At 69.1% G+C, this 12,648-nt stretch carries 11 protein-coding genes; all 11 read left to right on the top strand.

Annotated features, from left to right (window positions below; genetic code table 11):
- The first annotated feature begins 1 nt into the window (after position 1).
- Positions 2–1,138: a transglycosylase SLT domain-containing protein gene (locus tag HNR15_RS17220; RefSeq protein ID WP_179483856.1), complete on the top strand. Its 1,137-nt coding sequence runs from the start codon at positions 2–4 to the stop codon at positions 1,136–1,138.
- 2 nt (positions 1,139–1,140) lie between these two features.
- Positions 1,141–1,794, top strand: coding sequence for a hypothetical protein (locus tag HNR15_RS17215; protein WP_179483855.1), 654 nt, complete (start codon positions 1,141–1,143; stop codon positions 1,792–1,794).
- 49 nt (positions 1,795–1,843) lie between these two features.
- Complete coding sequence (locus HNR15_RS17210) at positions 1,844–3,238, top strand: ATPase (RefSeq protein WP_179483854.1); 1,395 nt, start codon at positions 1,844–1,846, stop codon at positions 3,236–3,238.
- Positions 3,235–3,903, top strand: a complete 669-nt coding sequence (locus HNR15_RS17205) for a DUF6668 family protein (RefSeq protein WP_179483853.1) — start codon at positions 3,235–3,237, stop codon at positions 3,901–3,903. Before HNR15_RS17210 ends, HNR15_RS17205 begins: the two co-directional genes overlap by 4 nt.
- Positions 3,900–4,202, top strand: a complete 303-nt coding sequence (locus HNR15_RS17200; protein ID WP_179483852.1) for a hypothetical protein — start codon at positions 3,900–3,902, stop codon at positions 4,200–4,202. The genes HNR15_RS17205 and HNR15_RS17200 overlap by 4 nt, the downstream gene beginning before the upstream one ends.
- 36 nt (positions 4,203–4,238) lie before the next feature.
- Complete coding sequence (locus HNR15_RS17195; protein WP_179483851.1) at positions 4,239–5,015, top strand: DUF8175 domain-containg protein; 777 nt, start codon at positions 4,239–4,241, stop codon at positions 5,013–5,015.
- Complete coding sequence (locus tag HNR15_RS17190; protein WP_179483850.1) at positions 5,012–6,583, top strand: hypothetical protein; 1,572 nt, start codon at positions 5,012–5,014, stop codon at positions 6,581–6,583. Before HNR15_RS17195 ends, HNR15_RS17190 begins: the two co-directional genes overlap by 4 nt.
- The gene (locus tag HNR15_RS17185; RefSeq protein WP_179483849.1) at positions 6,576–8,105 is read left to right on the top strand and encodes an SCO6880 family protein; all 1,530 of its coding nucleotides are present in this window, start codon (positions 6,576–6,578) and stop codon (positions 8,103–8,105) included. Before HNR15_RS17190 ends, HNR15_RS17185 begins: the two co-directional genes overlap by 8 nt.
- Positions 8,105–9,808 (top strand): hypothetical protein, encoded by a 1,704-nt coding sequence (locus HNR15_RS17180; RefSeq protein WP_179483848.1) that lies wholly within the window; start codon positions 8,105–8,107, stop codon positions 9,806–9,808. Before HNR15_RS17185 ends, HNR15_RS17180 begins: the two co-directional genes overlap by 1 nt.
- A 139-nt stretch (positions 9,809–9,947) precedes the next feature.
- The gene (locus tag HNR15_RS17175; protein ID WP_179483847.1) at positions 9,948–11,753 is read left to right on the top strand and encodes a type IV secretory system conjugative DNA transfer family protein; all 1,806 of its coding nucleotides are present in this window, start codon (positions 9,948–9,950) and stop codon (positions 11,751–11,753) included.
- 10 nt (positions 11,754–11,763) lie between these two features.
- On the top strand, positions 11,764–12,648 hold an 885-nt coding region (locus HNR15_RS17170), incomplete at its 3' end, for a DUF4913 domain-containing protein (RefSeq protein WP_179483846.1).

The following is a 12,648-nucleotide window of genomic DNA, read 5'->3' as shown; positions in this document are numbered from 1 at the left end:
CGTGGGCGGTAAGGGCATCGGCGGCGCGGTGCTGGGGGTGGCCGCGATCCCGGTGATGGTCGTGGTCGCCGTGTCCGGTGCCTCACCGACGCCGAGTGGAGGCAGCGGCGGCGGCGGGTTAAACCCGGCTGGGATCCCCGCGGATCTGGTCCCGCTGATTCAGGCCGCCGGGACGGTGTGCCCGGGCATCACCGCACCCGACATTGCCGCCCAGCTGAAAGCGGAGTCCAACTTCAACGTCAACGCGACCAGCGCGGTGGGGGCGCAGGGGATCGCGCAGTTCATGCCCGGTACGTGGAAGACGTGGGGTCAGGACTACAACCACAACGGCACCAACTCACCCCTGGACCCCGGGGACGCGATCCCGGCGCAGGCGCACTTCATGTGCGCCCTGTACGGCCAGGTCAGCTCGCTGCTCAAAGCGGGCGCGGTCAAGGGTGATCCGAACGATTTGGCGTGGGCGGCGTACAACGCCGGCCTCGGCGCGGTCCAAGGCGCCGGGGGTGTCCCACAGAACGGGCAGACCCCGGCCTACGTCGCGAACATTCGCAAGTTCCTGGCCCAGTTCACCCTGCCCGGTGGGGGACTGGCCGCTGGGGCGTCACTGGCGCAGACGGTGCTGGCGTACGCATGGCACACCAACCAGGGCCAAGACCACCTCGCCCAGATGCCGCAGTACACCACCGCGGTCAACGCCGCACGCACGTCCGGGCACTTCTACGCCCACCAACCCGGCGAGGTCCCGGTCGGGCGCCCGGAGGGTGACCACTGCTCGGCGACGGTGTCCCTCATCGCGACGACCGCGGTCGACCCCACCTACAACAACAACGGCGTACTCGCCCAGGGCGCGGGGTTCGTCCCGGTCCAGGAGGCGTGGATGGCCGCGCACTGGCAGCCCCTCGGCTCCGCCTCATCCCTGAGCCTGTCGCAACTGCGCCCCGGGGACATCGGGATCAGCAACGGCGGGGGCCTGACGCACGTGTGGATGTACGTCGGGTCGGTCCCGGGGTTCTCCGGCAACTTCGTGGAGGGCTCCTACGGCTACCCCGGCCACGTCGGATTCGCGCCCCAAGCCCGTCAATCCTCCACGGTGCTCTACGCCGGTCACCCCAACGCCGTCTACTACCGGAAGAAGTGACCATGCGCGCTGCACGCACGTCTGTCGCGATCACCGTGGTGATCGGCTCCATGGCGCTGACCGGGTGCGCCGACAAACGCACCAAGGCTGCGGTGACGGTGACCGTCACGCCGTCACACACCGTCACATCGCCGGCAACCAGCTCGGCGACACCGACCATTCCGACCACGACCCTCCCGGCCGGACGGGCAGGCACCCCGCGCGGCGGGGCACCAGACCTCGGTGGGGTGAACCAGAAAGACGCGTCCGCGGTCGCGGCGTCGGTGATGCGGGTGTTCGCCACCCAGGACACCGCCTTGGACACCACCACCCTGGACGCCGAACGACGCGCGGAGCCGCTGCTCGGTGCGCCCCTGGCGGCCGCGGTGAAGCTACCGCTGACGGGCAATGGCGGTGGGGGAGCGGCCTGGACCGTGCTGACGGCGCATCACGGGTGGACCACCGCCGTCGCGAAGACGGTCCCGATGACCGACGTCCCGGACCAAACCGGCGACAGCCCCACCCTCGCCGTCCGCCAGGTCGACGTCACCAGCACCGGGCACGGCACCGGGAACTGGACCAGCAAACCGGCCACGGCGGTGTGGATCGTCACCTGCCGCCGGACGGCCGCCACCGCGCCGTGGCGGGTCACGCAGGTCTACGACCAGACCCCTTAACCATCACCAGCTCACTCACAGACCAGCAGGACCACGACGGGAGAGGCACATGACACAGAACACCCAGCACACCTCGAGCGAAGCCACCAGCTCGGTGCGGATGCTGATCGTCGGGGAGGGCCAATTCATCCTCGACGGACAGGTCATCCCCGTCGCCGCCGGCAGTAGCGTCCACCAGGCCGCGATCGCGCACATCGCCTCCCAGGCCAGCGGTGTGGTGCAGGTGACCGCCGTCGATGACGGAGGCACCCAGCAGCTGCAGGTCGGTCCCGACGGCACCGTCACGTCCGTCGGGACCGCACCTGTGCCGCCTGCCGCGGAGAGCCGCGCCACTGCGCCTGCGACAACCCCTACCGCGCAGGACACCCCGCAGGATCACCCAGCGCGTACACCGTATACAGATCGCAAAACGGACACCCCGGTCCAGCAGTCGATCGCAGCGGTGGCCCCGGAAGAGGTGCCGCAGTCGCGGGCGGAGCGACGTGCGTCGGTGACGTTCCTGCCGGGTGCGGACGAGGCGTTCTCTGGGATGACGACGCCGACCAAGGTCGGCGGGTGGCACGGGTTCCTGCAGAGCATCGGCCTGGAGAAGCGGGCCGAGGGCCCGACCCCGGAGCAGATCACCGAACGAGCGGAACTGCGGGCAATCTCCCAGCACTGGGCCGGACCCCGGACCATCACCATGGTCAACCCCAAAGGCGGGGCATCGAAAACGCCGACCGCGGTGCTCCTGGCGGCAATGTTCGCCCGCTGGGGTGGCGCGGGGTGCTTGGCGTGGGACAACAACGAGACCCGCGGAACGATGGGCTGGCGCACCGAGGAAGGGCCCCACGAGGCCCACGTGCGGGACCTGCTCGCGTCTGCTGATGAGCTGATGCGCCCCGAGGCGCGGGCGGCGGACCTGGCCGCGTTCGTGCACCACCAGACCGAGGACAAGTTCGACGTCCTGCGGTCCAACCCGCACTCCATCGCCCCCGAAGAGCGGCTGACCACATCCGACTTCGACGCGTTGCACCGCGTCGCGAGCAGGTACTACCGGTTGATCTTCATCGACTCCGGCAACGACGAGAGTGCGGCGAACTGGTTGCGGATGATTGAGCACACCGACCAGCTGGTGGTGGCCACCACCACCCGCCCGGATCACGCCGAAGCAGCCCGGTTGGTGCTGGATGACCTGCGCAAACAAGGCGACGCCGCCGCGCAGCTGGCCGATGACGCGGTCGTGGTCGTCGCCCATGCCGATCAGGACGAAGCGCCCAGCGCGGAGTACCTGGCCCGGTTCGAGGCGTTGGCCCGCGCCGCGGCGCCGATCCCGTACGACCCGGGGATGCGCGCCGCGCATCTGCGCCTGGACGGGCTGCGCCCGGACACCCAGGTCGCGTGGCGGCACGCCGCCGCGATGGTCGCCGACGGACTGGGCCAACAGAGGGCGCACACCGCATGAGCGCCCCGTCCCTGTCCCGGGGCCGGAGGGACCCGGCCCCGGTCAACCCGTTCCTCCCGGTTAAGGCGCCGGAGCCGCCAGAGCCGGAGCACCTGCCGGTCGACCCGCTGCTCGGCGACCAGCTCGCCGCGACCGGTCCCGTCCGGCCGTTGGGGATCCAGGCCCCGGTGGGGGCGTCCCTGCCGCGGACGTTCGCTAGGCCGGAGGCCCGCACCCATGTGGTGGGTCTGCACGGGGGAGCGGGCACCAGCACGCTTGCCGCGCTGCTGGGGGATCACGTCGCGGTCGACGCCGGCACGAAGGTCCCCCTCGGCGGGACCCCACGGGTTCTCCTCGTTGCGCGCACCCACGCCGCCGGCCTGGCCGCGGTGCAACGCGCCGGACAGGTCTGGGCCGCAGGGCAACTCGCGGACGTGCAGCTACTCGGCCTGGTCCTGGTCGACGACGGACCCCGCATGGGCAAAGCCCAGCTGTCTGCGTGCCGGCAGGTCATGCAGATCCTGCCGCGGACCTGGCGGATCGGGTGGGTCGAATCCTGGCGCACCCACACCGACCCGGAGATCTCGGCCGCACCGATCCGGGTGCGCCGCACCGTCAACCAACTTCGCGCGATCAGCGCACCACGAACCACCAACAGCACCACCAACGAAGGGAACCCGTCATGAGCACCACCACCGTCACCACCCGTACCGCCGCCAACATCACCAGCCGCCTGTCCGCGTCCGGGATCCAGAAGCCCCCCGGCGTCGACGGCCTGACCAAGGTCGTCGGCTGGTCCATGTGGGCCGTCGCGCTGCTATGCGTGCTGGGCTTCATCGGCGGCATCGCCTACCTGGTCATCGGAATGATCGAAGGACGAGAGATCCACGGCGTGAAAATCATCGGCATCTCCCTGGTCGGTGCCGTCGTCGTCGGCTCCGCGACCACCTTCATCGCCACCCTCACCGGCGTCAGCATCGTCTGACCCCACCCGCACCCTTCAACTCCCAAGGAGGCGGGCATGGCTCGCGAGGACAACAACGACAACGACGACACCGCCGGTGGCGGCATCGCCAGCTCCCCGGTGTGGTGGGCAGCCGGTGGCGTGATCGTGCTGGTCATCGCCGGCCTGCTATGGATCCTGCTCAGCGGCGGCGGGTCCGGGTCAACCGCGACCCCGACCCGGACCGTCACCGCCTCACCCACCGTGGGCACCACGGGCACCGGCACTCTGCCCGGAAGAAGCTCACCCACCAGCGCACCCGCAGCAGGAGGGTGCAACGTGCCCGGCGGGAACACGCTGGTACCGACCGCAGCGATCCCCGCGACATGGAAGCTCGTGGGCTCACTGGCGACCCCGGTGTCGCCCTCGGCGGGGCCGAAAAAGATCACCGGCCCCGGGGGCACCCTGCGGTCCTGTTTCCAGGACTCGCCGACCGGGGCGGTCATCGCAGCGTTCAACATTGCGGCGGCCGGTAGCACGTCTAACGCGCATGCAGCGCTCTTGCTGAACTACACACCCGGGCCCGGCCGAGATGCATCGGACGCCCTCCCGGCCGATGCATCCAATGCCGTGTTCTCAGGCTTCCTGACACAGGCCTGCACCCAGTCGGAATGCCTGGTCAAGATCGTCGTCACGGTGCAGGACGAGTACGTCGAGCAGACCATGCCGATGATCTGGTCCGGCGGTGATTGGAAGGTCAACGGGCAGGTCACTGGCGTGGCCAACGCGGTCCAGGTCCCCAGCCTCAGCCCGTACATCTCGATGAGCGCGTCCAACGTGGGGCCCACCTCATGATGCCGGGGCCGGCACCGGCGAAGTTCTGCATCAACCCGATCAACCCGCTGGAGTGCGTCACCAAGTCGCTGGCCAAAACCGGGTTCGAGGAGGTCGTCGCAGCGTTTGCAAACGGCGCCCAGCAGATGCTGAAAACGGTCGCGACGTTCTGGGTGAAGGTCCCCGACCCGCAGCTGGGCGCATCGACGTCGTCCGGGGGTCAGATTGCGTCGCTGGTGGGGGATGAGTCCTACATCATCGCGGTCCTGGCCACGTTCGGGTTCATCCTCGGGGTGGGCCGATTGGTATGGACCAACAAGGCCGGCCAGTCCGCCCGTGAGCTGATCCGCGGGCTGGTCGTGCTGACCGTCGCCTCCTCGCTGACAACAGCGGTCTTCTCGATCTTCCTAGAGGCCGGCAACGGGTACTCCGACTGGATCCTGGAACAAGCCACCGGCAAGAACACCCCCGGGGACGCGTTCACCGCGATCATCAAAGAGAGCATCGGCAGTGGTGGGGGAGCAGAGGTCAACAACGCCCTAGGCGCGTGGTTCCTGCTGTTCCTGCTGCTGATCCTGGCCTCCCTCATGCAGATCGTGTTCATGGTCGTACGCGGCGCGGTGATCTACGTCCTGGCAGTGTTCATCCCCGTCTTCGCCGCGGACTCCTACTCCGAAGAGGGCTGGGCACGGTTCAAGCGGGCCCTGATGCTGATGTTCGCGTTCACCATCTACAAGCCCGTTGCGGCCACGATCTACGCGACCGGATTCAAACTCCTGCACTCACCCGGGGATCCGAACAAGACCACCGCCGGGCTGATGAACGGCATCTACGGCATCACCATCCTGGTCCTGGCCGCTCTGGCGTTGCCGTCGCTGATCAAGTTCCTGGTCCCGATGGCCGCAATGGGCTCCTCCGGGGCGTTCTCCGGCGGAGCGGCACTCGGTGCTGTGGCCACCGGGGCTGTCGCCATCGGCACCATGGGCGCCTCCGCTGGTGCCTCCGGCGCGGGCGCAGCCGCCGGCGGTGGCGGTGCGTCGATGGCCAGCACCGGTGGCGGTGGAGGTGGCCTCACCGGTGGCGGCATGACCGGCGGTGGTGAAGGCGCCGGCCCGAAGGGCGGCGGTTCGTCCGGTGGGGACTCCTCCGGCGGTGGCATGCCCGGCGGTGGCGTTCTGCCCGGCGGAGCGGGCGGCGAGAGCGACTCCGGTGGCTCCGGCGACAGCGGCGGGATCATGCCGTCCGACGACGGTGGTAGCTCGCCGAGCGGGGGCAGCATCAGCTCCTCCGGCGGTGGTTCGCCCAGCGGTGGCGGCACCAGTTCCGGCTCCTCCAGCGGTTCTGGCTCCGAGTCGGGTTTGCCGGCTGGTTCCTCCGCTGGTGGCGGCGATGCGGCCCCCGGGGGTGTGAGCCCGTCCGGATCCGGCGCGGTGCCCTCAGGCGCCCCCACCGGTGGCGGCAGCGGTTCAGGCGGTGGGTCCTCCGCTGGTAGCACCGCGGCACAGCTGGGCGGGCAAGCCGTCCAGCAACTCAATGACATGGCGCAGGGCGCCGTTCCTGACGGAGCAGAAGAGGTGGGGCATGAGTGACATCACGGCAACTGAGGGTTTGGGCCCAAAGCGGGTCACGTACGGCAACCTGCGCCAACCGAAGGTCCCCGGCCTGTTCGGGTTGCCACCGGTGTTCCTGGCCGGTGTCGGCCTGGCCGCGCTGGTGCTGATTGGGGTCAGCATCAGCGGGCACCTCCTGCTGGGCCTGGGGTTGATCCTGGTCACCTTGGCGGTGTCCGCGGTGATGCTGATCCCGCACCCGTCGGGGTTGAACCCGTATGTGCGGACTGCTCGGTGGGCGCGGCACCGTCGCGCGGAGAAGGCCGGGCTGACGCTGCTGCGCCAGGGCCCGGTCGGGCACGCACCCGACGGGAAGGTCCGCCTCCCGGGCCTGGCCGCCGCGAGTGAACTCACGAAGTGGCATGACTCGTTGGGGCAACCGTTCGGGCTCATCACGATCCCCTCGACCCATCACCACACGGTGGTGATCGAGTGCCACGCCGCCGGGACCGGGGGAGTGGACCAGCACGTCATCGACTCCCAGGTCGCCCACTGGGGCGCCTGGCTCGCCGGGTTGGGTCAGACCGGGGACATCGTCGCCGCGGCCGCGGTCATCGAGACCGCACCCGACACCGGGCACCGTCTTCGGCGGGCCGCGTTCGCGGACCTGGATGTGTCGTCGCCGGCGTTCTCCCAGCAGGTCCTCACCGACTCCGTTGCAGGGGCAGCAGGGTCGGCGGTCATCACCACCCGGTTAACGGTCACGTTCACCGGCAAACCCTCCATCGAGGGCGCCCGCGGCAAGGCGATCACCACCGCGCAGATGGCCGAGGAGATCGGCACCCGCCTGCCGAGCTTGTTGGACGGGTTGAAGGCGACTGGTGCGGGCACCGGGTGCCGACCGTGCACCGCACAGGAACTGGTCGACACCGTCCGGGTGGCCTACGACCCCAGCGTTGCTGCGGACGTGGAAGAGGCTCGCACCAAGGACGGGACGGGACTGTCGTGGGACCAGGCAGGCCCGATGGCCGCGCACGCCGGGTACGACCACTACGAGCACGAGTCGGCGGTGTCGTGCTCTTGGCAGATGACCGCACCCCCACGGGGAGTGTTCTACGACTCCACGTTGGCGGGGCTGTTGGCGCCGCACCGGGATCTGACTCGCAAGCGGGTCGCGATCCTCTACCGGCCACAGACACCGGAGCAGTCCGCCGCGGCGGTGGACCGGGACGTGAAGAACACCACCTGGGCCGCCTCGGAGGGCCGGCGAGTCACCGCGCGCAAGGGCAGTGACGCCAAAGCCGCGTTGAAGACCGAGCAGGAAGAGGCCGCCGGTGCCTCCCTGGTGCGGTTCGGGATTGTCGTGACCGCAACCGTTTTGGACCCGGAGCTGCTGCCGCTGGCACGTAAGACCGTCGCGTCGTCCTTGGCGGCGCCGGCCCGGTTGCGGCTGCGGTCCGCCAAGGGATCCCAGGACGTCGCCTTCGCCGCATCCCTACCCATCGGACTGGTGCTGCCCGAACACATGACGTTGCCCACCAGCATCCGAGAGGCCATGTGATGACCACCAACACCGAGCCCACCCGCAGCACGGACACCGAGGCGCCTAACCCGTTCGTGGACAATCTGTCCAGCAGCGGCGAGCAGCAGGTGTCAGACCTCCGGGCGCAGGGCACCCGACGGGGTTGGCGCACCGCCGGAGCGACCCACGGCGCTCAGAAGGCCGCGCAGCGCAAGTCCGGGCTGTTCGCGGGTGTGCGGGCACGACGGGCGGCGAACATTGCCGCCCGTCCGGTGGCGCCGGGCAAACGCGGCTGGCCAGGGAAGGGTGGGGGAGCAGCGGTCATCGTCGATTCGCCGCCGGAGTGGCGCGGCTCGTCGGTGCAGGTGTGCGGGCTGTGGCCGTTCTCGGCCGGCTCCGGCACCCCCGTCGTCGGCGTCCCACTGGGGCGGCACCTGCTCACGCGGGGCACGGTGTGCGCGGACCCGGTGACCTGGTTCCTCAAACGACTCATCAACAACCCCAGCGGTTTCGTTCTCGGACGCCCCGGACTCGGGAAGTCCTCCCTGGTCCGCAAGATGGCCGCGGTCCTGCCCGCCTACGGCGTGCTGCCGATCGTGCTGTCGGATCTGCGCCCGGACTACTCCGACCTGATCACCGCTCTGGAGGGTCAGGTGATCAAGGTCGGCCGCGGGGAGGAGAACGTCAACCCGCTCGACGTGGGGCCGCTGGCCGCCCGCATCCCCGACCTTCCTGCGCAGCTGGCCAAGAAGGCCCGCGCCGACCTGGAAGGGCGGCGCCTGAATGTCGTCCGCGGCCTGTGCGAACTGTCCGGGTCCGAGCTGCAGCCGCACGAGGTCAACGTCCTGTCGACCGCGCTACGGCTGGTTGACCCCGATCTGACCGGTGATGCGGTCATCGCTGACCTACGGACCAAGATCGAGGAACGCCCACCGGCAATCCGGGCGATCGTGCAAGACCGCGAAGAGAACGACAGCAGGTACAACGTGCGCGTCGAACGACTCATCGACGCACTGCTGACCCTGGGCGCCGACGGACCCTACGGGGACACATTCGCCCGGCGGACCACCACCGCGATGCCGTTGGACTGCGCGGTCTCGTTCGACATGAGTGCGGTCGAGGACGACGACCAGGTCCTGCAGGCAGGGCTGCAGCTGGTCTGCTGGTCCTACGGCTCCGCGTGCGTCAACGCCGCCAAGTACCTGGCCGACGCCGGCCTGGCCGAACGGCGCGTGTACCTGCTGGTGATGGACGAACTATGGCTCGCCCTCAACGCGGCACCGTTCATGGTCGACCGGGTTAACGCCATCACCCGGCTGAACCGGGCACGGATGATCGGGCAGCTCCTGATCACTCACACGATGGACGACCTGACCCTGGCCACCGAGGACGCCACCAAGAAGGCCCGAGGCTTCGTCGAACGCTCCGAGATGGTGTTCCTTGGCGGCCTGGCCGAGGGCGAGATGGGCAACCTGTCCAAAGTGTTCGGGATGTCCCGCCGTGAGCGGGAGATGATCACCGACTGGTCGATGGAAGGCACCGTCAACCCCGAAACCGGCCAAGCCGAAGCCGCCCCCGGGCAAGGCAACTTTCTCCTGAAAACGGGCAAGAAGCCCGGTATCCCCTTCCACGTCGCACTGACGCCGGCGGAGCTGGCGATCGGCAACACCAACGCCGCCTGGCAGAACCTGCAGGAGACCTGGTCCTCCCGAGAAACCACCGACGTCGAGGACGACGCATGAGCATCCAGCCCGGCCACCGGTCGCTACCGATAGAGCACCACCGCATCACGGCCGTCGACCGTGTGCTCAACCGCCTCGGGGCCTGGGTGGTGGCCCTTCTGACACATCAACCCACCCGCCACGACAGGAGGCACCGCCAATGAGCAACCGACCCAACAAACGATCCGACCCCGGCCAGTCCGAACTGCCCTGGATCATCCTGATCTGCGTCATCGCAGGCGCCGCTGTCCTCGTGGGCCCCGCCTATGTCGGGTGGTGTCTGGGTGGTCGGTCCTGGTCCACCACGGCCATCGCGGCGGCGGTGGCGTTGTACGTGGTCCTGCTGGCCTTGGTGGCCATCGTCGTGGTGATGGTGGTGCGGTACCGGCGTTCCCGGGTGTGGACGGACGACCGGGCTCGTTCGATGTCTGGCCGAGCCGATCTGAAGGAAATGTCGGAGCCGCACGCAAGGGCAGACGCGAAACGTCTGGGGTCGCAGCAGGCCGGGATCGGTGTGCCGCTGGGTACCGCGGTGGCGGGTCGCCGCCCGCTGTATGGGCTGTATGAGTGGTCGCAGATTTGGATCATGGGAACCCGTGCAGGGAAGTCCCGGTCGGTGGCCATTCCGCAGCTGGTCACTCACGGTGGACCAGCGATCTCCACGAGCAACAAGTCGGATGTGTATGAGTCGACGTACGGGCCCCGCAGTCAGCGGGGCCGTTGTTGGTTGAACGACCCACAGCGCATTGCCCAGGGTGAGGCGAGCTGGTGGTGGGATCCCATCTCGTTTGTGACCAGCGTTGAGCGGGCCGCGAAGTTGGTGGGGGTGTGGGCCTCTTCCCGGGGTGCGAGTGACATGCAGGGTGCTGATCCCTACTTCGAGCCAGAGGGCCGGAAGTTGGCCACGAACATGCTGGTCGCAGCCCGCCTGGGCGGGGAGCCGATCACGCGGATCCCGCAGTGGCTCACTGGTCGCCGTCCTGCACCGGGTGTGCCCGACCCGCTGCTGGTACTGCGGGAGGGTGGCTTCGGTGCGATGGCTGAGGAGATCGAAGACTTTCTTGGTCTCGATCAGGGTCAGCGCGATGGGGTGTACGGCACCGCGCGGTCCTACTTCGGGTTCCTGCGCGACCCGCGGTTCGTGCAGTGGGTCGCACCACGTGGCGAGGACGACGGTCGGCGGCAGTTTGATCCGGCGGCGTTCGTACGATCCAAGGCCGAAACCTTGTACCTGCTGTCCAAGGAAGGTGAGGGGTCGGCGCGAGCAATCACGGGTGCGCTGACGATGGCCACCTACCAGGCGGGGGAGGACTACGCCGAGGAGTGCGGCGGTCGGGTGTCGACCCCGGTGCTGTTCTCCCTGGACGAGGCCGCCAATGTCTGCCGGTGGCCTGAGCTGCCGAACCTGTACTCCCACGCCGGTGGCCGCGGAATCATCCTGGTCACGATCCTGCAGTCGTACGTGCAGGGTGCGGAGGTGTGGGGCGAGGGCTTCAAGAAGATGTGGTCCTCGGCCAACGTGGCGGTCGTCGGGCGGGGCATCAACGATGCGGAGCACCTAAGGGCTCTGGTCACGTTGATTGGTACTCGCCAGGTGCGTCAGCAGTCGACCTCGCACGGCAGTCGCGGACATCGCTCGGTGAACGTGCAGAACGGTGAAGAGCAGATCTTCACCGAGGCCGATTTGCGTGCGATGCCTTCGGGCCGTGGCGTGCTGTTCACTACCGGTGCCCGGGCCATCCTGCTGGAACTGCGAGACCTGACCAGCTATGACTGGGCGCCGCTGATTGACGCGTCGATCCAGGCGTACGGGCCCGGCGGTACCGAGCGGGGCCCGATCCAGGACCCCTACGAGATTCGTCCTATCCAGGTGCCGTCAGCTCGTGTCGCGCCGGCAGAGCAGGACGACCCGCAAGACGAGGCCGGTTCCAAGCTGCGGGTTGGCCGCGCCGGCAGGGGGCGGTGAACTCGTGGCGTTGAGCAGCACCACCCGCACCGCCGGCGCGCGTCGAGCGGCGCCAGTCGAGGCGCAACCTCCACCGCACGCCGCGATCCCTCGACACGAGGGAGATGTCGCCGCGCAGGCTGCGGCCGACGCGCGGCGCGCGGCGAACGAACTGGCCGAGGCCGACGACGCGCTGACGTTGGCGCGGGCGCGGTTGCAGGAGGCGATCGACGAGGCACCCAGGGTGAGTCCGCGCGTGGCGACGGCGGCGGCGGACGTGTCGGCGGCCGAGGAGTTGCTGGACCACGCCGTAGAGGCCCAGCTGGAGGCCGATCGCAGGGCCGAGGACTGCCGTGGGGCGGTGCTCGTAGCCCAGGCCGCGGTAGAGGACTTGGCCGGATCGAGCACTGTCACCGGGGCGCAGCAGGTGCGTGCAGAGCAGGGCCTGGCCCAGGCACAGCGAGCAGTGGTCTCCGCGGAGCGCGCACTGACCCGTAGGACGGCGGCGCGTCAACATGCCGGTGACGTCTTGGCGGGAGCTGAGCAGGGCCTAGAAGAGGCCCGCAGCCGGCCGCAGAGCGATTCCTCGGCCGTGTTGAAAGCACGGATGGATCTAGGCCGTAGCGAACGCGCGCAGCGCGCGGCGCAGGAGCGAGCGGCAGCGACCAAGAAGTCCTACGAGCAGGTCGTACACAACGCCGACGGTGGCGCGGCGGCGCTGCCGGTGCGCAAGTACTACGGGTCGCTGGATGAGTTCGTGGTGGAGTACCTGCTGCGCAACTGGCGGCGCCGCGATGGTGACACCACGTCGCACTGGTGCGCACGGTGGTGGAAGCACGCCGAGGCAGGGACCCGACTGGGTCATCTGTGGGAGGCGTTCGAGGTCCTGCGCCACGAGCAGGCCCCCGGTATGTCC

Origin of the sequence: Allobranchiibius huperziae, assembly GCF_013410455.1 — a bacterium.
Taxonomy (GTDB): Bacteria; Actinomycetota; Actinomycetes; order Actinomycetales; family Dermatophilaceae; genus Allobranchiibius; species Allobranchiibius huperziae.
Note: the sequence above shows the minus strand (reverse complement) of the source record. Positions and strands in the feature narration are given on the sequence as shown.